At 41.2% G+C, this 23585-nt stretch carries 25 protein-coding genes; 24 read left to right on the top strand and 1 reads right to left on the bottom strand.

The features are described from left to right. The first annotated feature begins 8 nt into the window (after window positions 1-8). From H605_RS0114330 to rsmI, 3 genes are read left to right on the top strand one after another with little or no spacing between them, the layout of a single operon-like run. A complete protein-coding gene (locus H605_RS0114330; protein ID WP_029054854.1) occupies window positions 9-752 on the top strand; it encodes a tRNA1(Val) (adenine(37)-N6)-methyltransferase in 744 nt (247 codons plus the stop codon). After that, window positions 739-1002 carry a GIY-YIG nuclease family protein gene (locus H605_RS0114335; RefSeq protein ID WP_029054855.1) on the top strand — a complete coding sequence of 88 codons (264 nt, stop codon included), beginning with the start codon at window positions 739-741 and terminating at the stop codon, window positions 1000-1002. The genes H605_RS0114330 and H605_RS0114335 overlap by 14 nt, the downstream gene beginning before the upstream one ends. Then, window positions 1002-1877, top strand: coding sequence for a 16S rRNA (cytidine(1402)-2'-O)-methyltransferase (rsmI, locus tag H605_RS0114340; RefSeq protein WP_029054856.1), 876 nt, complete (start codon window positions 1002-1004; stop codon window positions 1875-1877). The genes H605_RS0114335 and rsmI overlap by 1 nt, the downstream gene beginning before the upstream one ends. Before the next feature lie 43 nt (window positions 1878-1920). Here rsmI and H605_RS0114345 read toward each other — a convergent pair whose 3' ends face one another. After that, a complete protein-coding gene (locus tag H605_RS0114345) occupies window positions 1921-2196 on the bottom strand; it encodes an AbrB/MazE/SpoVT family DNA-binding domain-containing protein (RefSeq protein WP_029054857.1) in 276 nt (91 codons plus the stop codon). A 267-nt stretch (window positions 2197-2463) separates the two neighbouring features. On the opposite strand from H605_RS0114345, the gene metG reads away from it, so the two are divergent. From metG to mfd, 21 genes are all read left to right on the top strand, one after another. After that, window positions 2464-4458, top strand: a complete 1995-nt coding sequence (metG, locus tag H605_RS0114350; RefSeq protein WP_051210612.1) for a methionine--tRNA ligase — start codon at window positions 2464-2466, stop codon at window positions 4456-4458. Between the two features lie 455 nt (window positions 4459-4913). Then, window positions 4914-5681, top strand: coding sequence for a TatD family hydrolase (locus H605_RS0114355; RefSeq protein ID WP_029054859.1), 768 nt, complete (start codon window positions 4914-4916; stop codon window positions 5679-5681). Window positions 5682-5813: 132 nt separating this feature from the next. Continuing rightward, window positions 5814-7067 (top strand): G5 and 3D domain-containing protein, encoded by a 1254-nt coding sequence (locus H605_RS0114360; RefSeq protein WP_037562166.1) that lies wholly within the window; start codon window positions 5814-5816, stop codon window positions 7065-7067. Between the two features lie 133 nt (window positions 7068-7200). Further along, window positions 7201-7767 carry a ribonuclease M5 gene (rnmV, locus tag H605_RS0114365; protein WP_029054861.1) on the top strand — a complete coding sequence of 189 codons (567 nt, stop codon included), beginning with the start codon at window positions 7201-7203 and terminating at the stop codon, window positions 7765-7767. After that, window positions 7760-8653: a 16S rRNA (adenine(1518)-N(6)/adenine(1519)-N(6))-dimethyltransferase RsmA gene (gene rsmA, locus H605_RS0114370; protein ID WP_029054862.1), complete on the top strand. Its 894-nt coding sequence runs from the start codon at window positions 7760-7762 to the stop codon at window positions 8651-8653. The genes rnmV and rsmA overlap by 8 nt, the downstream gene beginning before the upstream one ends. 143 nt (window positions 8654-8796) lie before the next feature. Beyond that, complete coding sequence (gene veg / locus H605_RS0114375; protein ID WP_029054863.1) at window positions 8797-9063, top strand: biofilm formation stimulator Veg; 267 nt, start codon at window positions 8797-8799, stop codon at window positions 9061-9063. Between the two features lie 141 nt (window positions 9064-9204). Beyond that, entirely contained in the window at window positions 9205-9378 is a 174-nt protein-coding gene (locus H605_RS0114380) for a small, acid-soluble spore protein, alpha/beta type (protein ID WP_029054864.1), read from the top strand. A 358-nt stretch (window positions 9379-9736) separates the two neighbouring features. After that, the gene (locus H605_RS18470) at window positions 9737-10783 is read left to right on the top strand and encodes an S-layer homology domain-containing protein (protein ID WP_029054865.1); all 1047 of its coding nucleotides are present in this window, start codon (window positions 9737-9739) and stop codon (window positions 10781-10783) included. Window positions 10784-10958: 175 nt separating this feature from the next. Further along, window positions 10959-11162 carry a hypothetical protein gene (locus tag H605_RS0114390; protein ID WP_029054866.1) on the top strand — a complete coding sequence of 68 codons (204 nt, stop codon included), beginning with the start codon at window positions 10959-10961 and terminating at the stop codon, window positions 11160-11162. Window positions 11163-11191: 29 nt separating this feature from the next. Next, the gene (locus H605_RS0114395; RefSeq protein ID WP_029054867.1) at window positions 11192-12259 is read left to right on the top strand and encodes an NAD(P)H-dependent flavin oxidoreductase; all 1068 of its coding nucleotides are present in this window, start codon (window positions 11192-11194) and stop codon (window positions 12257-12259) included. 14 nt (window positions 12260-12273) lie between these two features. After that, window positions 12274-12624 (top strand): DUF2200 domain-containing protein, encoded by a 351-nt coding sequence (locus H605_RS0114400; protein WP_029054868.1) that lies wholly within the window; start codon window positions 12274-12276, stop codon window positions 12622-12624. Between the two features lie 191 nt (window positions 12625-12815). Then, window positions 12816-13682, top strand: a complete 867-nt coding sequence (gene ispE / locus H605_RS0114405) for a 4-(cytidine 5'-diphospho)-2-C-methyl-D-erythritol kinase (protein ID WP_029054869.1) — start codon at window positions 12816-12818, stop codon at window positions 13680-13682. 58 nt (window positions 13683-13740) lie between these two features. Next, entirely contained in the window at window positions 13741-14583 is an 843-nt protein-coding gene (purR, locus tag H605_RS0114410) for a pur operon repressor (protein WP_029054870.1), read from the top strand. Continuing rightward, a complete protein-coding gene (locus H605_RS0114415) occupies window positions 14571-14945 on the top strand; it encodes a RidA family protein (protein WP_029054871.1) in 375 nt (124 codons plus the stop codon). The genes purR and H605_RS0114415 overlap by 13 nt, the downstream gene beginning before the upstream one ends. A 254-nt stretch (window positions 14946-15199) precedes the next feature. Beyond that, complete coding sequence (gene spoVG / locus H605_RS0114420; protein ID WP_029054872.1) at window positions 15200-15487, top strand: septation regulator SpoVG; 288 nt, start codon at window positions 15200-15202, stop codon at window positions 15485-15487. Window positions 15488-15958: 471 nt separating this feature from the next. Further along, window positions 15959-17317 carry a bifunctional UDP-N-acetylglucosamine diphosphorylase/glucosamine-1-phosphate N-acetyltransferase GlmU gene (glmU, locus tag H605_RS0114425; protein WP_029054873.1) on the top strand — a complete coding sequence of 453 codons (1359 nt, stop codon included), beginning with the start codon at window positions 15959-15961 and terminating at the stop codon, window positions 17315-17317. Window positions 17318-17344: 27 nt separating this feature from the next. Beyond that, window positions 17345-18298, top strand: coding sequence for a ribose-phosphate diphosphokinase (locus tag H605_RS0114430; RefSeq protein ID WP_029054874.1), 954 nt, complete (start codon window positions 17345-17347; stop codon window positions 18296-18298). Window positions 18299-18379: 81 nt separating this feature from the next. After that, window positions 18380-19009 carry a 50S ribosomal protein L25/general stress protein Ctc gene (locus H605_RS0114435; RefSeq protein ID WP_037562170.1) on the top strand — a complete coding sequence of 210 codons (630 nt, stop codon included), beginning with the start codon at window positions 18380-18382 and terminating at the stop codon, window positions 19007-19009. Between the two features lie 80 nt (window positions 19010-19089). Next, complete coding sequence (pth, locus tag H605_RS0114440) at window positions 19090-19656, top strand: aminoacyl-tRNA hydrolase (RefSeq protein ID WP_029054876.1); 567 nt, start codon at window positions 19090-19092, stop codon at window positions 19654-19656. 53 nt (window positions 19657-19709) lie between these two features. After that, on the top strand, window positions 19710-19928 hold the full coding sequence (locus tag H605_RS18730) for an anti-sigma-F factor Fin (protein ID WP_081657957.1): 219 nt from the start codon (window positions 19710-19712) through the stop codon (window positions 19926-19928). Window positions 19929-20031: 103 nt separating this feature from the next. Beyond that, on the top strand, window positions 20032-23565 hold the full coding sequence (gene mfd, locus H605_RS0114445; RefSeq protein ID WP_029054877.1) for a transcription-repair coupling factor: 3534 nt from the start codon (window positions 20032-20034) through the stop codon (window positions 23563-23565). Window positions 23566-23585: the final 20 nt, after the last annotated feature.

The raw sequence follows: 23585 nt of genomic DNA on the forward strand, positions 1-23585 counted from the left end.
GAGTGTAGATTGTGAACCTACAAAGTGATGAACGGCTGGATTATTTATTAGCAGAGGACTTGCGCATCATTCAAAGTCCTTCTGTTTTTTCCTTTTCATTAGATGCAGTGCTGTTGGCGCGTTTTGCCTATATGCCGTTCCGTGGTGGAAAGATTGTAGATTTATGTACGGGTAATGGTGTAATTCCTTTGTTCTTGAGTGCTCGTACAAAAGGCGAAATTATTGGTATTGAATTACAAGAACGCTTAGCGGATATGGCGCAGAGAAGTATAGCGCTTAACGGCCTAGAAAAACAGATTACGATTGAAAATGGGAACGTCATAGGTATTGCGAAAAAAATTGGTTATGAGTTGTATGATGCCGTTACATGCAATCCGCCTTATTTCCCGGCAAATGAAGCAAGTGCTAGAAATAAAAGTGAGTATTATACGATTGCTAGGCATGAAGTGGAGCTGACATTGGATCAAGCGGTGAAGTCTGCAAGTGAGTTGTTGAAACAAGGTGGAAAAGCAGCGTTTGTCCACCGTCCCGGTAGACTTCTGGACATCATTACATCGATGAGGCAGTATCGTCTAGAGCCAAAGCGCATTCGTTTCGTCTATCCGAAAGAAGGAAAAGAAGCGAATACACTATTAATCGAAGCCATTAAGGATGGAAAACCTGATCTGAAAATCCTACCTCCTTTATATGTCTACCGCGAAAATGAGGAGTATACAGAAGAAGTGAGGCAGTTATTGTATGGAGCAGAATGAACACTTCTTCTATGTTCTGACATGTAATGATGGATCATATTATGCTGGATATACAAATGATTTAGAACGACGCTTGCGTGTACATAATGAAGGAAAAGGTGCAAAGTATACGAGAGGGCGCCTACCTGTAAAATATATTTATCAAGAATCATTTGAAACGCAGCGACAAGCGATGCAAGCAGAATATCAGTTTAAACAATTAACCCGAAAAGAAAAAGAACAATATATTAAAAAGGAGCGGTCCACATGATTACGTCACAAAAGAGTGCCGAAGCAACAAAGTTCGGGAAGTTGTTCATTGTAGGCACACCAATCGGCAACCTCGAAGACATGACATTCCGTGCAGTCCGCATCTTACAGGAAGCAGATTATATTGCGGCCGAGGATACGCGTAATACGATCAAATTATGTAATCATTTTGAGATTACTACACAATTGATCAGCTATCACGAACATAATACACGTGTGGCGGGAGAAAGAATTATAGAATTCCTTCAAGATGGGAAAGATATTGCTATTGTCAGTGATGCAGGAATGCCATGTATTTCAGACCCCGGTGCAGACCTTGTGGAATTAGCGATTGAGCAGGGAATCGCTGTCGTTTCCGTTCCGGGACCGAACGCAGCTGTTACAGCATTAGTAGCTTCAGGCATTGCACCACAACCATTTCTGTTTTTTGGGTTTCTATCGCGCCAAAAGAAAGAGCTAAAAACACAGCTGGAGAAATTACAGCGCTATGAAGAAACATTATTATTTTATGAGGCGCCACATCGTTTAAAACAAACATTGCGCAGTCTAGCAGAACAATTTGGGGACGAACGAAAGATTGTGATGGCTCGCGAATTGACGAAACGATTTGAAGAGTTGTTGAGAGGGACAATTGCAGAAGCAGTTGAGTGGGCAGAATCTAATGAAATTAGAGGCGAGTTCTGTTTGGTTGTGGAAGGTAATCAGAATGTGCAACACGAAATCGCGACTGCTTGGTGGACAGACTTATCGATTAAGGAGCATGTCGAACATGTAATAGAAGAAAAAGAAATTCGTTCGAAAGATGCGATCAAGGAAGTAGCGGATATTCGTGATTTGAGTAAACGGGATGTTTATCAGGCATATCACGTAGAATAAGACAAAAAATCCTGAACGCGTAAGCGATCAGGATTTTTACAAATCAATTGATTTTATTTTGAATTTCATCCATCAATTGTTTTGCGCCTTCAGGACTCAAAATTAACTTACCGTCGATCAGACGAAGGTTATCATCTGACACTTCTCCTGTAATAGAGCATGTCATATTCGGCATGTACTTTTTCAAGATAATTTTGTCGTCGTCCACGTATATTTCTAGCGCGTCTTTTTGCTCAATACCGAGCGTACGACGAAGTTCAATCGGGATCACAACGCGGCCTAGCTCATCAACTTTTCTTACAATTCCAGTAGACTTCATGAAAAAAATTCCTCCTACACTCCTGATTTAGCATTCGTCAAAATTCGACATATTTCTCTTGTCTGTTAAATATCATACCAACTCTTCCAATAATCGTCAATCATCATAACTCAAATAAACACTATTAATTTTTAATAACTTTTTGACAGGCAAAAAATGAAAGATGTTGAAGGTATGAGGATTGCAGTCATTGAGCAAGCTGAAAGAAGTTATAAAAACATACGGGTTCGGAGGAGAACATGGCACTTTTGTGCAACATCCTATAAAATGAATATATACATTAATTATTTGGAGGAATTACGCGTGGAGAATCAATCTAAAACATTTTACATCACTACACCTATTTATTACCCAAGTGGGAAATTTCACATAGGAACGGCATACACGACAATCGCATCGGACGCAATGGCGAGATATAAGCGTTTACGTGGCTATGATGTCAGATTTCTAACTGGAATGGACGAGCATGGCCAGAAAATTCAAGAAAAAGCGGAAGAAGAAGGCCTACCTCCAATTAAATATGTCGATGGCATTGCAGACATCGCGAAAGATTTGTGGAAACTGATGGATATCTCTTATGATGACTTGATCCGTACGACGGAAGATCGTCATAAGACAATCGTTGAAAAGATATTTAACAAGTTCCTTGATAATGGAGATATTTATAAAGGACAGTATGAAGGATGGAAATGTGTTCCGTGTGAATCGTATTTTACCGAGTCTCAATTGGTAGATGGAAACTGTCCAGACTGTGGTCGTCCGGTTCACCGCGTAGAAGAAGAGTCATACTTCTTCAATATGAAAAAGTATGCAGACCGTCTTCTAGCATATTATGAAGAAAACCCTACATTTATTGAACCTGAATCACGTAAAAATGAAATGATCAATAACTTCATCAAACCAGGACTTGAAGATTTATCTGTTTCCCGTATGTCATTCGACTGGGGAATTAAAGTGCCTGGAGATCCAAAACATGTGATTTACGTTTGGGTCGATGCATTGACGAATTACATTACAGCACTCGGTTACATGTCCGATGACGAGTCTTTATTCAATAAATATTGGCCTGCGGATGTTCATGTGGTTGGGAAAGATATCGTTCGTTTCCATACGATTTATTGGCCAATCTTCTTAATGGCACTCGATTTACCGTTGCCGAAGAAAGTATTTGCACATGGTTTCATCATGATGAAAGATGGCAAAATGTCGAAGTCTAAAGGCAATGTCGTCTATCCAGAAATGCTCGTTGAACGCTATGGCCTTGATGCTACACGATACTTCTTGCTTCGTGAATTACCATTTGGTCAAGACGGTGTATTTTCACCGGAAGCATTTATTGAGCGTATTAACTATGACTTGGCGAATGACTTAGGAAACTTATTGAATCGAACAATCTCTATGATTAATAAATATTTCGATGGTGAAGTCCTTACAGAAGGTCTTGTACCAACTGAATTTGATGCACCGTTACGCGACATGATTCAGCACACAGTGAAAAAATACGAGACATCTATGGAAAAGATGCAATTCAGTGTCGTACTTTCCGATGTGTGGGCATTAATTTCTCGTACAAATAAATATATCGACGAAACATCTCCATGGGTATTGGCAAAATCAGAAGAAGATCGCATGAAGTTGGCGTCGGTTATGTACCACTTGGCGCTATCTCTTCATCATACAGCGGTACTTTTGCAGCCATTCATGACAAACGCACCAAAACAAATGGTAGAACAATTGGGTCTATCTGAAGAGTCATTGGGGTGGGTTACATTAGATGAAGGCTACGCGATTCCTGCAGGCACGACTGTCATCAACAAAGGTGTTCCGATCTTCCCGCGTTTAGAGGCAGAAGTAGAAGTCGAGTACATCCGTAAACAAATGGCAATCACAGCACCTGCTGAAGTAGAAGAGAAAGTGGAAGAAGTGAAAGAAGAAACAAATGAAATTACGTTTGACGCATTCATGAATGTAGACATGCGTGTAGCAACTGTCACGGCGTGTGAAAAAATGCCAAAAGCCGACAAGTTGTTAAAGCTACAAGTGGACTTAGGCTACGAGCAGCGTCAAGTAGTGTCTGGAATTGCGCAGCATTACAGCGCTGAAGACGTAGTAGGCATGAAAGTAATCGTCGTAGCAAATTTGAAGCCGGTTAAACTGCGCGGAGAATTATCAGAAGGTATGATTTTAGCAGGCGAAAAAGATGGCGTGCTAAAACTTGCGACAGTTGATCCTGCATTAGAGAATGGTGCACAAGTAAAATAATACATCACGTAATAAAGCTGTCATTAGAAGTTGGAATCAACGACTTCTCGTGGCAGTTTTTTTATTTTAGGCATCATGTAAGTGATTGAAGAGTAGGATGCGGAGTTATGTTGTTGTTGCGCATGAGTGATTAGTGCTTGTTGTGTAATGGTTTGGTCAGTTGATGAGTAAGAAGGAAAGTAGGGCTGTATAATAATTATCCTCACTTTGGTGCTCGCGGAAGGTTTTCGTACCCACTTAGCTTTACTTTTATTTGATGTCACAATTGTTACATCAAACCTATAAAAGCTAAAAGTTTTCCACGCACCACCTACTAGTTGCGCATGTTTGGTAGTAAAGCATTTTGAACACTGTAGACAGAATAGACAAACTCTTTGTTACACAACTGTAATACAAATGAGATGAAAGACATAATCAAAGCTACTAGAATAGAAAACAGTGTTAGGAGAGATACTATGTTTATTGATACACATGTTCATTTAAATGCAGATCAATACGAAGAAGACGTGGAAGAAGTCATTCAACGTGCAATTGATGCAAACGTAGAAAAAATGGTCGTAGTTGGGTTTGATACGAAAACTATTAACAAAGCCATGGAGTTAGTAGAACAATACCCGTTCATCTATGGAGTGATTGGTTGGCATCCTGTTGATGCAGTAGATTGCACAGAAAGTGATCTGCACTGGATCAAGGAGTTGTCGGCTCATCCGAAAGTCGTCGGCATTGGAGAAACCGGTCTCGATTACCACTGGGATAAATCACCAAAAGAAATACAGCAAGAGTTATTCCGTAAACAGATACGACTGGCAAAGGAAGTAGAGTTGCCAATCATTATTCATAATCGCGACGCAACAGGCGACGTAGTTCGTATTCTAGAGGAAGAAAATGCAGCGAAAGTCGGTGGGATTATGCATTGTTACAGCGGTAGTGTTGAAACAGCTAAACAATGTATAGAAATGAATTTTCTGATCTCGCTAGGCGGACCTGTGACGTTTAAGAATGCTAGAATGCCGAAAGAAGTAGCAACAAAGATTTCACTCGATAAGCTACTGATCGAAACGGATGCACCGTACTTAGCACCGCATCCTTATCGAGGGAAGCGCAATGAACCGTCTTATGTCACATTAGTGGCGGAGGAAATTGCGCGGCTGAAAGAAGTGTCGGTTGAGGAAGTAGCAAAGCAAACGTCTGCAAATGCATTACAACTGTTTAAGATTCAGTGAACGACATATGTCAATTATTTGTCTATTAAAACTGAAATGTCTCTAGCTATGAACGGTTAGTAGTTTGGAAGTTTGACAGTGTAAATTAAACGCTATATACTCAGCCGAGTAACGAAAGGGGAAATTCTTAACATGTTTCAGAAGAACACTAAGTTTATGCGCATTGGAATTTTATTTATGGCAATGGCATTATTCGTAGCAACAACGTCACTCGTATTGATTGACGGAAAAAAGAAAAACATCTCAATGGACCTTAATGGCAAGCAAATAGAATTACGTACAGCAGCAGCTACAGTGGGAGAAGTACTAGCAGCTAATGACGTAAAAGTACAAAAACATGATCTAGTAGAACCGACAGTCAACACGCCGCTTGAAAACGATACAGAGATCAAATGGCAAAAAGCAAACAAAGTAATAATTGATGTAGATGGCGAGACTAAAGAACTTTGGACAACAGAAGCTACCGTAAATGATGTACTTAAAACAGCGGAGATTGAAGTTGGTACACATGACGAAATCGAACCGGCTCTAGAAACAAAAATCACAGAAAACCAACCCATTGCAATTGCTAAAGCATTCCCTGTCACTGTCAAAGACGGCGGTAAAGAGCGTACAGTATGGTCAACTCAAACTACAGTAAGAAAGTTTTTGACAGACCAAAACATTCGACTTGCAAACTTGGATAAAGTAGAAGGCGATACAAGTGCAAAGTTGACGGCATCTAATGCAGTGGTTAAAATTGCACGTGTAGAAAAAATCACGGATGTAGTTGAAGAAACAGCAGACTTCAAAACTAAAAGAAAAACAGATATGACTATGCTTAAAGGTAAAGAAAAAGTTGTCACTAACGGTAAAAAGGGTAAACTACAAAAGAAATTCCAAATTACGAAAAAGAATGGAAAAGTAGTTTCTCGTGAATTAGTTGGTAAGACGATGGTAGAAGAACCTACACATAAAGTTGTCCATGTAGGAGCTAAAGCACCAAAAGTAGAGGTAGCGACTGCAGCTCCAGCAAATGCAACGGCAAAATCTTCCGGTACACCAGCAAAAGCGCAAGTAGCAGTATCACGTGGTACTAGTAGCGAGCCAAGCGGTGGAAAAGAATTCTATGCGAACGCAAGTGCGTATACAGCTTATTGTAATGGATGTTCAGGAATCACAGCGACAGGTATTAACTTGCGTGCGAATCCGAATATGAAATTAATCGCAGTTGATCCACGAGTAATTCCACTAGGCTCTAAAGTTTGGGTGGAAGGCTATGGTTATGCAATCGCAGGAGATACAGGTGGCGCTATCAAAGGAAACCGTATCGATTTACACATGCCTACAAAAGAAGCGGCTTACTCATTTGGTCGTCGTCAAGTAAAAATTAAAGTCATTAACTAATAATAGTGTACCGATAAGGGGAAGAAAACTCTTCCTCTTATCGGTTTTTTTCCGTTTCCTACCGGTATGGTGTACAGAATTGAAAAAACACAGTAAAATAGAAAGAATGATATCGTAAGAAAAGAGGAATATTGTGAATATAGAAGAAGTAGTTGTGGTGGAAGGGAAGTCTGATACTGTAGCTGTCAAACGCGCGACAGGAGCGGATACGATTGAAACAAATGGATCGGCAATTTCAGACAAGACGATCGAGCGGATTCGTCATGCACAACGGACGCGTGGAGTTATTGTCTTTACCGATCCAGACTTCCCAGGCCGCCGTATTCGAGCAATTATCGAAGAACAGATCCCCGATGTAAAACATGCATTTTTACCGAAGAAAGAAACTATAGCAAAAAATGGACGTGGAGTAGGAATTGAACATGCGAATGACGAAGCGATTCGTCAAGCATTGGCTTCTGTTTACACGGTGAGTGAGCATACAATAGAAGAGATTCCGATGGCGACATTACTAGAAGCCAGATTAATCGGTCACACTGACTCCAGAAAGCGAAGAGAACGTCTGTCGGAGTTATTGCATATTGGGCAGGTAAACGGTAAAGGATTGAAGAAACGACTGGAGATGTTTCGGATTTCTGTCACCAAGTTAAATGAAGCGATACAAGTTCTCGACGAGGAGGAAATGAAAACAGATGTATAAAGACATAGCAACGCCAGTGAGAACGAAAGAGATTTTACAGAAACACGGATTTTCATTCAAGAAGAGTTTAGGTCAGAATTTCTTGGTGGATTCGAACGTACTGCATAATATCGTCTCTTGCGCAGCGATTACGAAAGACACAGGAGTCATTGAAGTAGGACCAGGAATCGGTGCGTTAACAGAGCATCTCGCACGGCAGGCAGGGAAGGTTGTAGCATTTGAAATAGACGACCGCCTGTTACCTGTACTCGAAGATACGATGTCACCATATCCAAATGTCACCGTGATTCATCAAGACGTACTCAAAGCGGATATTCATCAAGTAATTGAAGAACAGTTCGCAGACTATGAAGACATCGTAGTCGTGGCCAACTTACCGTATTATATTACAACGCCGATCATCATGAAGTTCCTAATGGAAAAAGCACGCGTAAGCCAGCTTGTCATTATGATGCAAAAAGAAGTAGCAGATCGAATTACAGCAGTACCAAGCACGAAGGCATATGGCTCGTTATCAATCGCTGTCCAGTACTATATGGATGCAGAAGTATCTATGATTGTACCGAAGACAGTGTTCATTCCGCAACCGAATGTAGAGTCAGCTGTTCTTAGTTTGACGCGTAGAGAAGAGCCACACGCTCCTGTAGCGGATGAAGACTTCTTATTCACAGTAACCCAAGGATCGTTCTTGCATCGCCGCAAGACACTGTGGAACAACCTCCAGTCCTCACTCCCTGAAGGACAGGAAAAAAAGGAATTGATTCAGCAAGCGTTTGTTCAATCAGGTATTGATCCGGTCAGAAGAGGGGAAACATTATCGATACCCGAGTTCATCAAACTGGCTAATGCACTATACCCTCACTTTGGCAAGCTAAAACCGGAATAAAATTAATGACAATTTCATATGAAAAAATAGTGAAATTCATCATAAAGTTATTGACAAAGACATAGACAAACTGTTAAAATAAAAATTTTGTTGACAAACGCATGTAAAAATGTTATGCTTGTATTTAGTGAGGTGTAAGTAACATGCCAAAAACATTAGCAGACATTAAAAAGTCACTGGACGCTCATTTAGGGAAACGTCTCCACTTGAAAGCAAATGGTGGTCGTAAGAAGACGATCGAACATGCTGGAGTTTTGCGCGATACGTATCGTGCCGTTTTCGTAGTAGAGTTGGATCAGGATGACAATGCGTTTGAAAGAGTTTCTTACAGCTATGCTGATATTTTAACCGAAGCGGTTGAAATAACAGTCCTTGATGGTTCGGACCAAACGGCCTTTATCATCAAATAATTTATTATGCTATTTTAATTTATTCTCTAGTGAATCCGCCGGAATGTTCTGGCGGGTTTTTTTATTATGTTACATAAATGAAGTGTAATTTACCCTTAACGGCATACACTACATATGTCAGCCGAAAAGGAGGAAACTATAATGGCGAGAAAAGGCGTCATGTCAGATCAATTGAAAGAAGAAATCGCGAAAGAGCTTGGCTTCTATGATGTAGTGCAGAAAGAAGGCTGGGGCGGTATTCGCTCACGTGATGCAGGAAACATGGTAAAACATGCAATTGAAATGGCGAGTAGACAAGTGGAGGAGAAGAAATAATCCAACTAATGTCCGTAGAATCCAAAACAGGCTGACAGAAGAAACTGCAAAGGCAATATGGCTTTGCAGTTATTTCTTATGTTCAATTATAATTTTTGGGATTTTTAAACAATTGAATAAAAAATGTACTTGATCACCTTTCTACTTGATTAGTCTAGAAACAAGTCAAATAGAAAGATGTAGCATTGTGATCACTAGAAAAGTGACTTGTATTAGTATATATGCATGAATTTCAATTATTTATTTAGCGAATTTAATCCATTTGTGTAGTAATACAATATGTTTTCGCGTATTTATCATTTTAGCTAATTAACGTGATATAGTCATTACATCTTATGGAAAAAGGGGATAAATACGCATGAAAAAGGTTTTTGCAATAATTTTAATACTCGTATTGACGTTTTCAGTAGCTCCTAAAACACAAGCTTCTTCTAAAATATTTACAGACGTACCGAAAAATCATCCGAACTATACTGCTATTATGTATTTATTGGAGAATAGAGTGATTGAGCCAAGTGCGCGCTTTGGGTTGAATGATAAAGTGACACGCGAAGAAGTCGCCATCATGGTGGCTAAAGCGACAGGGTTGGATGGAAAGAAAGCAAAGACGAAATTTAAAGATGTTCCTGCGAGCAGGTATTCCTCTGGTTACATCAACTCTGCTGTGAAAGCAAAAATCATCAATGGCTATCCTGATGGTACGTTCAAGCCTACGCAAAAGGTGACACGTGGTCATATGGCTGCCTTCATCGCGAACGCGTTTAAACTGACCAAAGAAAAAGACATTCGATTTAAAGATGTATCGAAGGGTTCTACGGCGTATAGTGCCGTGCGTAAACTGGCTTTTGAAAATATCACCTCAGGCTATCCTGACGGTACATTTAAACCGAATGAAACATTAACTCGTTCGCATATTGCTGCATTCGTAGCAAGAGCTATGGATCCTGCGTTCCGACCTGCGCCTCCAGTTATGGTGACAAGAGGAATTCACTTTGGAATGGATCCAGCTCAAGTGATACGTGTTGAATCGAAGTCGCCTGCAATATTGCTTTCGAATTTACGTGAAGGAAATAAACGATTATTGATCTATCGGACAACAAAGTATAATTACTATACAGATTTAATTTACTACTTCGAAAACAATAAGTTACAGTTCATAACCTATGACTTTATGGGTGGAGAAGATACCTATCATACTTCAGATGAAATGTTTGCGATGTATAATGAATTAAACGAGCATGCACAACGTGAGTTTGGAGCGGACTATTACTCTGACACGGACTATGAAACTACGTTCAATTCAGGGTGGGAAAAGACTGGTTATGTGGTGGTACTAACAGTGAATGATGACAATGTAAGTACAGCGGCGAATTTAGTGTACCTACCAAATTCAATGATAAAATAATATGTACAATACCAGGGTTGCAGAATGAAATACATTTGCAGCTCCTTTTCTATTACTTAGAACGAACAAGGCAGCACCAATCTTCTATGATTTACGTTATGATGGAAAGAATATTCATATACGTAAGACTATTCTCTAGGGGCTTTAGGTAAATCCGGAAAACGGAGGTAGGAATGTGATGAAAGGAAATGTAGGCAGGGCATTATTCGTGGGTGTCTTTGTCGGTATGGTTAGCTTGTTCAAGGAATTACTTAATCCTGACATGCATTCACTGTTATCGATTTTACTCATGCTTCTGGCCGCAATAATCGGTTATTGGCTGGGAAATAAAATATTGATGAGACGTAAGGGAGAGAAGAACAACAACGCTACTATGTAAAGTACACATTGAAGAGGGGGTTCAACAAGATGTGGAATAACAATAAGGTAACAAAATCACTTGGAATTACATACCCAATTATTCAAGCGGGAATGGCTGGCGGTACGACCACACCTGAATTAATAGCTGCAGTATCCAATGCGGGGGGCCTGGGTACGCTCGGGGCAGGTTATATGAGGGCAGAAGATATGAGAGAAGTGATAAAAAAGATTAAGAAATTAACGGATCAGCCTTTCGGGGTCAATTTGTTTATTCCTGAGGTGTCAGAGATATCCAAGGATAAGATTAAAAAGGCCAATGAATTATTACGACCTTATCGTGAAGAGTTACACGTGGTTGAGCCTGAAGTAAAGGAAGTCTCTACGGCAAATTTTGATAAGCAAGTGGAAGTCATAATTCAAGAAGCGATAGCGGTCTGTAGTTTCACATTCGGCGTACCATCAAAAAATATTGTCCAACGATTACAGAAAGAAAACATCATCGTGATGGGGACTGCTACAACTGTAAGAGAAGCAATTATCAATGAAGAGTGTGGGGTTGATATGGTTGTCATGCAAGGAAGCGAAGCGGGGGGACATCGTGGTACATTTTCAGGAAGCTTCAGTGATTCCATGATCGGAACGATGTCGCTTGTTCCTCAAGCTGCAGATCATGTACACATTCCAGTAATTGCTGCAGGAGGTATTATGGACGGAAGAGGTGTCTTAGCAGCTCTTACACTCGGAGCACAAGCGGTTCAAATGGGGACTGCATTCGTGACGGCTGTTGAAAGCGGAGCGAAAACACAACATATCGATGCCATTCTCGAAAGCACGGAAGATCAAACTGTCATTACATCCGTATTTAGTGGTAAACCAGCTAGAGGCATTCAAAATGATTTTATCCGTGAAATAAAACCTTATGAAGAAGATCTACCGGATTATCCTATCATGAACACATTGACAACAGGGATTCGTAGTGAAGCTGCCAAGCAAAATCGTCCCGAATGGATTCATCTTTGGAGCGGACAGTCTCCTCGCTTAAGTACTAGACAACATGCCGCGGCTTTGCTGTCGGACATCGTTCTTCAAGTAGAAAATATAATTAGTAATAGATGATTGGAGGGTGAACGATGACTACACATAAGATTTATACGATGAGTTTTGCCAAGGTCTATCCGCTCTATATTAAAAAAGTAGAGAAAAAAGGACGCACAAAATCAGAAGTCGATGAAATCATTCGTTGGTTGACGGGATACAGCCAAGAAGAGCTGGAAGTACAGTTGGAAAAACAGACAGACTTTGAAACTTTCTTTGCGGAAGCTCCGAAGTTGAATTCTTCACGGGCGCTAATCAAAGGTGTTATATGTGGAGTTAGAGTGGAAGAAATAGAAGAATCAACGATGCAGGAAATACGTTATTTGGATAAGCTGATTGATGAGTTGGCAAAGGGGAAAGCAATGGAAAAGATCTTGCGCAAATAACAAATGAAATTCTATTCGTTCAAAAATAGCTGTAGGAAAACATCTGCTACAGAACTATGGAACGAAAATTGACGTAACAAAATGAATTACGAAGCCTTTGCAGTTCTTTTTTTTATTTAATCCCCTTATGTTCTATTCATTCTGTGGTAATATATGAGCAAGAACAATGCAGTGGGGAGGGAGCTTTTATCATGATTTACGAAAAGGCGCCTGCGAAGATCAACTTAACATTAGATGTGTTGAGCAAACGGCCGGATGGCTATCATGATGTCGAGATGATTATGACAACGGTTGATTTAGCTGATCGTATTTGGCTTCGTCCAACGATGGACCATGCCATTACGATTCAGTCATCTCATCGATTTGTGCCGAATGATCGCAAAAACTTGGCGTACCAAGCAGCGGATTTATTGCGCAAACGCTATCGCTTGGATTATGGAGTTGAAATTACTCTAGATAAGAATATCCCAATTGCTGCAGGACTGGCTGGTGGGAGTTCAGATGCAGCCGCGACTCTTCGTGGATTAAACCGTCTATGGGAACTCGGATTGTCTTTGGACGAGCTGGCTGTCCTAGGTGCAGAAATCGGATCAGATGTATCATTTTGCGTATATGGTGGCACTGCGATTGCAAGAGGGCGAGGGGAAGACATCACACATCTACCTGCTCCACCTAACTGCTGGGTCGTGCTGGCGAAACCGACAATCGGTGTATCGACCGGCAATATTTATGGACAGTTAAACTTGTCTTCTATTACGCATCCGCAAACAGAGCGTATGATGGAAGCATTGCAAGAAAGTAATTATGACAAGATGTGCGCATCGCTAGGGAATGTGCTAGAGCCTGTGACGATGGGTCTTCATAAGGAAGTTGTCATACTCAAGGAGCAAATGGAGCGTTTTGGAGCAGACGCTGTTTTAATGAGCGGTAGCGGTCCAACTGTATTCGGGCTGGTGAAACATGAATCGCGTGTGCCGAAAATAGTAAATGCCTTAAAAGGGTTTTGCCAAGATGTACATGCCGTGCGTATGCTTGGGGAACCTATTGTAGTTGATTAATGCCGGACGATTATGATAATCTACTTATAAATCATTCGGATTTAGGAGTCGGTATTATATGAAATGGAAAAGAAGTGAAAGGCTTGTTGATATGACACGTCATTTGCTGGAAAATCCACACACACTCATTTCTTTGACGTTTTTTTCGAACCGGTATTCAGCCGCCAAGTCCTCAATTAGTGAAGATCTTGGTATTTTGAAAGAGACATTTGAAGAGAGCAGCACGGGTCGTCTAGTGACGATTTCAGGTGCTGCTGGTGGTATTAAATATATCCCGTTAGTCGGTCGTGAGGAAATAAAAGAAGTCATTCATTCATTAATGAATGAACTAAGAAAATCGGATCGACTACTTCCTGGCGGTTATCTGTATATGACGGACTTGTTGGGAAATCCCCGTTTTCTCGATCGAATTGGCAAGGTAATTGCGACAGCTTTCTTTGATAAAGAAATTGACGTAATTATGACGGTTGCAACGAAAGGCATTCCGATTGCGCATGCGATTGCCCGTCATTTGAACGTGCCTGTCATCGTGGTGCGACGAGACAGCAAAGTGACGGAAGGTCCTACTGTCAGCATTAATTACGTGTCTGGCTCTGCACGCAGGATCCAAACAATGGTGCTGTCAAAGAGAAGTATGCAGAGTGGTCAAAAAGTATTGTTGACAGATGATTTTATGAAGGTTGGCGGCACGATGCAGGGCATGAAAAGCTTGCTTGAAGAATTCAACTGTGAACTGGGTGGCGTGGCGGTCTTGGTAGAAGCCGAACACCTCGAAGAAGTTCTGGTAGATGATTATCTTTCATTAGTAAAATTACGTGCAGTCGATGAGAAACACCGTAAGATCGAGTTGGAAGAAGGAAATTATTTCACGAGAGGCGGTAATGAGTTATGGAATATGTAAAAACAGAACAAGCACCACAGGCAATTGGACCGTATTCACAAGCAGTAAAAGTGAACGGTGTAGTGTACACGTCAGGACAGATTCCTTTGACACTTGCAGGCGAAGTGATAGGTGGCGGGATAGAAGAACAGACGAACCAAGTTCTTCGAAATTTAAGCAAAGTACTGGAAGAAGCAGGTTCAAGTTTACAAAAAGTCATTAAAACGACAGTGTTTATTCAAGATATGAATGAATTTGGAGCGTTAAATGCCATTTATGAAGAATACTTCGGAGAGCATAAACCAGCTCGCTCGACAGTAGAAGTGGCCCGTCTTCCAAAAGACGTACGAGTAGAAATCGAAGCAATTGCGATTTGTGAGTAATTGAATGCGAAGCCCGACATGATCTAGTCAAGATCGTGTCGGGTTTTTCTTGTTAATAGAAAGTGATTAGGATGAAACTAGCTGAAAATATGAAGTAATATACAAATATTAAAAAATTCACAAAAGATTCTATTTTCATTTGGTATGAAAACTAGTATTATAGAATCAGCACCAGTATTATGGTTAAAAAAGTAATCATGCCAACTAACCTAGAATACGTTCAGTGTGAAAACGACAACAAGGGAGTGGGGAAAATGGAGATCACAGATGTGAGATTACGCAAGGTAGACACGGAAGGTAGAATGAGAGCAATAGCCTCCATTACGCTTAACGATCAGTTTGTCATCCATGATATTCGAGTCATCGAGGGGAATGACGGATTATTTGTGGCAATGCCGAGCAAACGCACACCGGATGGGGAGTTCCGCGATGTGGCGCATCCGATTAATTCGGATGCACGGACGAAAGTACAGGAGTCCATCCTGGCGGCTTATCATCAAGTAGATGAACAGCGAGGGGAATTGCAAGAGGTTGTTCTATAATTTTATTAACTTAGAGTAAGCGTTTCCATACGTCGTATCCTTAAAAAGGCCATCTGTTTGATTAGATGGCCTTTTTATCATTTTGAAATGGAAATTTAGAAGCCTGCATGGATATCGGGATAAGGATTGGTGTTGATCTTGAACTTGCGTAAGTTAAAATACAACAATAATTCAAATACTACCTACAGTGAGTAAAAAAGCAACCTCACTTTTTCACTAGGATTAAAGCGTCCGCCAACTGGAGCTTCCATCCCCGCTTACTTACTAATTAACTCACCGTTGCAATAACCAGTTAGTTTGAACACTTCGTCAAAATGTACCTGCCTTTTTATTCCTATACCAATATAATCGCAAAAAGATCAATAATGATAAAATAAAGTTATGTAATTGTCAAGGGGATATGCTTGAAAAAATCAATCGTTTCCGATATAGTCAATTATGAATTTATCAAAAAAGGATGGAGGCTGACAGATGACAAATACATATGCGATTGTCCTAGCTGCAGGACAGGGCACGCGAATGAAGTCGGATCTTTATAAAGTACTTCATCCAGTCTGTGGCAAGCCGATGGTTGAGCATGTGATCGATCACATTCGCGATCTCCACTCAGATCGGATCGTCACGATTGTCGGACACGGTGCCGAGATGGTAGAGCAAACGTTGGGCGGCAAAAGTGAATACGCTCTGCAGGCAGAGCAACTAGGCACTGCACATGCCGTGCAGCAAGCCGAGAAGGTACTTGCGGATCTTGATGGCACAACACTGGTTGTCTGCGGCGACACACCATTGATCAGCACAGAAACGATGGCAGCGCTCCTTGCGCATCATCATAAAACAGAAGCCAAGGCGACAATACTTACTGCAATTGCAGATGATCCAACGGGTTACGGTCGCATCATCCGTGCCGAAAACGGTGACGTAGTGCGAAACGTCGAACATAAAGACACAAACGACGGAGAGCGTCTTGTTAAGGAGATTAATACAGGTACTTACTGCTTTGACAACCGGGTGTTATTCGACACACTAAAAAAAGTGAACAATGATAACGCACAAGGCGAGTATTATCTCCCAGACGTATTAGGAATTTTAAAATCTGAAGGACAGCGAATATCAGCTTATACGACACCGGATTTTCATGAAACACTAGGCGTGAACGACCGCGTGGCACTAGCACAAGCTGAAAAAAGTATGCGCCAACTGATTGCGGAAAAGCATATGCGTAACGGTGTCACAATTATTAGCCCTGAGCAGACAGTGATCAGTGCAGAAGCTGAGATTGGCCGTGATACTGTCATCCAACCTGGTGTCCTCATTGAAGGAGCTACAAAAATCGGCTCACAATGTGTCATTGGTCCTAACAGCCATATTCAAAACAGTACGGTGGGCGACCACACAACGATTCATTCTTCTGTTGTTCGTGATAGTACAGTTGGAAATCAGACAGCAGTTGGTCCTTTTGCACACTTACGTCCTGAAACACAGCTCGGTGATCATGTCAAAGTAGGTAACTTTGTTGAGGTGAAAAAATCTCAGCTTGGTGACGATAGTAAAGTTTCTCACCTCAGCTACATAGGGGATACAGAAATTGGAAAGAATGTTAACGTTGGCTGTGGTACGATTACTGTGAATTACGATGGAAAAAACAAGTACAAAACAGAGATAGAAGACAATGCATTTATTGGCTGCAATGCCAATTTGGTCGCACCGGTCACGATAGGAAAAAATGCGATTGTGGCAGCGGGATCCACAGTCACAAAAAATGTTCCGGAAAATTCACTTGCAATTGGACGCGTTCGGCAAGAGAATAAAGAAGGATACGTAAAAAACTAATCTTACCCAACCAACAGGAGGGCCATCATGGCAAATCAATATCCAAACGACAAACTGAAAATATTTTCTTTAACCGCGAACGAACCACTTGCAAAAGAAGTAGCAGATCAAGTCGGGCTTCCGCTCGGCAAGCTCTCAGTCAAACGTTTTAGTGACGGAGAAATCCAAATCAATATCGATGAAAGCATCCGTGGCTGTGAAGTATTCGTTATTCAATCTACTTCTAATCCGGTCAACGATAACTTAATGGAACTTCTCATTATGCTAGATGCCTTAATGCGTGCATCTGCGCGTACGATTAACGTGGTCATGCCATACTACGGGTATGCACGTCAAGACCGTAAAGCGAGTTCACGTGAACCTATAACGGCTAAATTAGTTGCAAATTTACTAGAAAAAGCAGGTGCTGATCGTGTAATCGCAGTAGACTTGCATGCACCACAAATCCAAGGTTTCTTCGATATTCCAATTGATCATTTGATTGCAGAGCCAATCCTAACGGAGTATTTCCAGGGTCAAGGATTAGAAGATCTTGTTATCGTTTCACCTGACCATGGTGGTGTAACACGTGCACGTAAAATGGCGGATCGTATGAAGGCACCTATTGCCATTATCGATAAGCGTCGTCCGCGTCCGAACGTAGCGGAAGTGATGAATATCGTTGGCAATGTAGAAGGGAAAACAGCTATTCTAATTGATGATATCATCGATACAGCCGGTACTATCACGATTGCTGCGAGCGCCCTAATTGAAAGTGGAGCAAAAGAAGTGTATGCTTGTTGTTCACACCCTGTTTTATCCGGACCAGCGATTGAGCGCATTAATAATTCTAAAATCAAGCAGTTAGTGATTACGAATTCTATTAAATTGCCGGAAAGTAAACAATCTCCAAAAATTAAACAGCTATCGATTGCGCCTTTGTTGGCATCTGCAATTATTCGTGTGTTTGAGAACAAGTCTGTAAGTACATTATTTGAGTAATAATAATTTAACTGATATCTTCTGATATTGAAAACCAAAAGATTTTTAAAAAACTTTTTGATAGGATAGGTGAGTATACAAATGAGCACAATTAAGTCAAATTTAAGAGAAACTGACAAGAAGACAGTAAGCGAATTAAGAAAAAGCGGATGGATTCCTTCCGTAGTATACGGCTATAAAACGGAAAGCACTCCAATCGCAGTAAAAGAGCGCGATCTTCTAGACACACTTCGTGAAACAGGAAGAAACGGTGTAATCAAATTAACTGTAGACGGCAACGATGTAAACGTCGTATTAAACGATTATCAGGCTGACGTATTGACTGGTTTCCTTACACACGCTGACTTCTTGGCGATCAACATGACAGAAGAGCTTGAAGTAGACGTAGCGATCAACCTTGTTGGAGATGCGCCAGGTGAAAAAGCAGGCGGAACAATTCAACAACCGGTATGGGAAGTTACAATTCGCGTAAAGCCTTCTGACATTCCTGATCATATCGACATAGATGTTTCAGAACTTGAAATTGGTGAAACAATTCTTGTTGGAGATATCCGCGACAAAGTGAAGTTTGAAATCGTAACTGAAGACGAAGTAGGATTAGTAACTATTTCTGCACCACGTACTGAAGAAGAATTGGAAGCATTAGATGAAGCGACAGAAAACACTGGAGCTGAGCCGGAAGTAATCGGTGAAGATAAAGAAGAGAAATAAGTTACAAAATGGGCGCACGAGTTTGAACCGTGCGCTCCTTTTCTATGTTTATATATCATTTAGAAAAGGAAGAGAAGAACATGAAATTACTAATTGGTCTCGGAAATCCCGGGAAGAACTATGAAAACACGCGTCATAATATTGGCTTTCAAGTTATCGATGAATTGGCTAAACGATGGCAAGCTCCAGCATTCCAGCAAAAATTTAATGGTCAATTTACGACTGTCCATACAGTTGAAGGCAAAGTGATACTATTGAAACCGATGACCTATATGAACTTGTCCGGAGAATGTGTCCGTCCTTTGGCGGATTATTTTGAAGTGGACGATGAAGAAATGGTCGTGTTATACGATGATTTGGATTTACCTGCCGGCAAAATCCGACTTCGTCAAAAAGGCAGTGCGGGCGGTCATAATGGTATGAAGTCACTCATTGCACATCTAGGTACTACTGAATTCAACCGCATTCGAATTGGCGTTGATCGTCCAATTGGTGGGATGAAGGTCGCTGACTACGTCTTGTCTCCTTTTAGCAAGGACGAGCAACCATTGATTGAGGACTCAATTCAAAAAAGCGCAGATGCCTGTGAAGAATGGACGACAAAAAAACTACCATTCCTTGAAGTGATGAATAAATTTAACGGGTAAGCATAATATATCAGCACTTTGCCTATACTTTGAAAAAGGAAGGTGAAGTGAATATGATCCGTTATTCTTGTAATCACTGTCATACGGAAATCGGTTCCATTCCATTTGAATCGGTCAAGGATACCCTCAGTCAAATAGACGGTGAAGATAAAAGTTCATTTTTGACCGTAGATACGGATGGTGGTCTGCATATACGATGTATTTGTGAACACTGCGAGCAATCCTTGCAGACGTATCCGGATTATTACACCTTAAAAAAATGGTTACAATAAGTAACAGATGCTTTGGCGCTGATAGCCAAAGCTTTTTGTGCATAAAACATTCTGTTCAATATAAAGAGATAGACTAATTTAAGAGATAAGGAGGAATAGTCGAGTGGGAGTAATAGAACAGCTTTTTCTAGAAGAGAAAGAGATTCAAGGCTTGCTGAACGACTTGGAAGACGGGCAGGACCAGCAGTTGATCACAGGTCTTTCGGGCGGATCCAAAGCAGTTTTCTTTAAATTGATTCAACAATCACTGACACGTCCTGTCTTGATTGTTTCGCCAAATATGCTTCAAGCACAGCGAACGTATGAAGACTTGAGCAAGTTGGTCGGCGACAAAGACATTCACTTATACACCGCAGAAGAACTTGTTGCTGCAGACTTTTCATTTGCAAGTTATGAACTGCGTGCCGGTAGGATTGATACACTGGATCACATGGCGCGTACAGGCAGTGGTATTTATATTACACCGGTTGCAGGATTGCGGAAATTGTTGCCGTCAAAGGAACGGTGGTTGGCGCATTACGTAACAGCTTCAACAGATGAAGAGATTGATATAAGCAACTGGCTAGAAAACCTAGTATCCATGGGCTATATACGAAAAGAAATGGTGAGCGCACCGGGTGAATTTGCGTTACGCGGTGGAATACTAGATATTTATCCGCTAACGATGGCAGAACCTGTCCGTATTGAGTTATTCGATACGACGATTGATTCCATTCGGACATTTTCAGCGGAAGACCAGCGTTCAACAGGCAAATTGGACTCCATTACGTTATTGCCAGCGACCGAATTCATCTGGACGCCTAATGAATTACAGCAAGTTTCAGAAAGAGTGGAGCAAGCGCTTGGTGATAGTTTGAATAAAATCAAAAGTGAAGAATTGCAGCAGCAACTATTGATGACAATCATGCAGGACATCGGCATGATGAAAGACGGAATTGTGCCAGACACGATGAAGAAATACGCTTCATTTTCTACTGAAGCGAGCGCCATGCTGACTGATTATTTCCCTGCAAATGGTGTCATACTATTTGACGAGCTAGGGCGAATACAAGAATCTGTGGCTACTTTGGAATCCGAAGAACAGGAATACCAGCTTGCCATGCTTGAAGATGGAAAAATGTTGCATGACACGAAACTCGCTTGGAAATATGAGCAAGTACTTACGGATATTAGTCAACAGCGACTCTACTTATCTCTGTTTACACGTACAGTACCTGGCTTTACTATCAAGAAGTCTATTTCGATTTCCTGTAAGCCAATGCAACAGTTCCACAGTCAGATGCCACTGTTGAAAAGTGAAATAGAACGTTGGAAACAAGGGAACTATAATGTCTTTCTATTGGCTTCTTCAACTGAGAGAATGAAGAAAATTCAAGAGATTTTACGAGAGTATGATATAGAAGCAACGATAGATGGCAAGCCTAGTAAAGAAGGTGTGCTGTCCATTATAGAAGGGGATTTGTCTGCGGGGTTTGAATTGCCGTTTCAGAAACTTGCAGTTATTACAGACTCTGAATTATTTACTGGTAAGCCGAAACGAAAAGCGCGTCCGCCTAAACTAACGAATGCTGAACGCATTAAAAGTTATTCGGAGATCAAGCCGGGCGACCATATTGTCCATGTTCATCATGGTATTGGGAAATACTATGGCGTAGTTACACTGGACGTTAAAGGCATCCAGAAAGACTACCTGGATATTCGTTATCGCGGCGAGGATAAACTCTTCGTGCCAGCTGATCAGATTGATTTAATCCAAAAGTATGTTGCCTCCGGAGAGAAAGAGCCGAAGCTACATAAACTTGGCGGTACGGATTGGGTCAAAACAAAACGAAAAGTCACAGCGGCCATTCAGGATATTGCGGATGACTTGATCAAGTTATATGCCAGACGGGAAGCGGAAAGAGGCTTTGCATTCAGTGAAGATGATGATTTGCAGCGTTCATTCGAAAACGCTTTCCCTTACGAAGAAACACAGGACCAGTTACAATCCATCAATGAAATTAAGAAAGATATGGAAAGTGTACGACCTATGGACCGATTATTATGCGGAGATGTAGGATACGGAAAAACGGAAGTTGCGATCCGTGCAGCATTTAAAGCTGTGACGAACGGTAAACAAGTGGCGTTCTTAGTGCCAACTACCATTCTGGCGCAGCAACATTACGAGACGATGAAAGAACGTTTTGCAGATTATCCTCTGACAGTTTCAGTTCTTAATCGTTTCCGTTCTAAGAAAGAGCAAGATGAAACGATTAAAGGGGTGAAAGCGGGTACTATCGACATTGTCATCGGTACACATCGCTTATTGTCAAAAGACGTAGTTTATCAGGACCTTGGGCTTCTCGTAGTTGATGAAGAGCAACGTTTTGGTGTAACGCATAAAGAAAAGTTAAAGCAATTAAAAAATAACGTGGACGTACTGACATTGACTGCAACACCCATACCAAGGACTTTGCATATGTCGATGGTTGGAGTGCGCGATTTATCTGTAATTGAAACACCACCAGCCAATCGTTTCCCTGTCCAAACATATGTCATGGAACATAATGGTGGGCTCGTTCGTGAAGCGATTGAGCGGGAAATGGGACGCGGCGGACAGGTCTTCTATTTATATAATCGCGTAGAAGATATGGATCGTAAAGTGCAAGAAATTCGTGACTTGGTACCAGAAGCGCGTATCGCCTCTGCGCATGGTCGGATGGGTGAGGCGGCTCTCGAAGCGGTAATTTTGAGTTTCCTCGAAGGAGAATTTGATGTGCTCGTTACAACGACCATTATTGAAACCGGAATCGATATTCCGAACGTCAATACGTTGATTGTCCATGATGCAGACCGCATGGGACTATCACAACTTTATCAATTACGAGGCCGGGTCGGTCGTTCTAATCGCGTAGCGTACAGCTATATGCTTTATCAGCGTGATAAAGTGTTGACAGAAGTTGCCGAAAATCGCTTGCAAGCAATTAAAGAATTTACTGAGCTTGGTTCAGGCTTTAAAATTGCTATGCGTGATCTATCCATTCGGGGTGCAGGAAACTTACTTGGTTCGCAGCAACACGGATTCATTGATTCTGTTGGGTTTGATCTGTATTCGCAGTTATTACAAGAAGCAATAGAAGAAAGGCAGACGGGTGTCGTGAAAGAAGACAAGGTGGATGTCGAAATTTCCTTGCCTATTAATGCTTACCTTCCAGAATCATACATTCAAGACGGTTATCAAAAGATTCAAATGTATAAACGCGTAAAAGCCATTACGGGCGATGAGGATTATTTGGAACTTGTCGACGAGATGATAGACCGTTTTGGTGATATGCCATTCGAAGCGGACTTATTACTCCGTGTTGGACGTATGAAAGCGTGGGGACGTGACGCAGGCGTACTATCCATTAAAAATATACAAGGTATAGTGGAAATCCGCTTGTCAGCAGAAGGAACTGCTCGTGCTGACGGTGCAAAGCTGATGGAACGTTCGTTGAAGTTTGGCCATGCGGTTGGACTGACAATTGACAACGGTCAAATTATTGTAACCGTGAATGAAAAGAAGTCTAATCAGTTTACGGAATTCGATATGGTAGAAGATATGGTACACACGATGCAAGAAACAGCAAAGGAAGTAGAATCTACAGATGCCTTGTAACACCTCGATTGCATAAAATG

The sequence above is a fragment of the Sporosarcina ureae DSM 2281 genome, assembly GCF_000425545.1.
Lineage (GTDB): Bacteria > Bacillota > Bacilli > Bacillales_A > Planococcaceae > Sporosarcina > Sporosarcina ureae.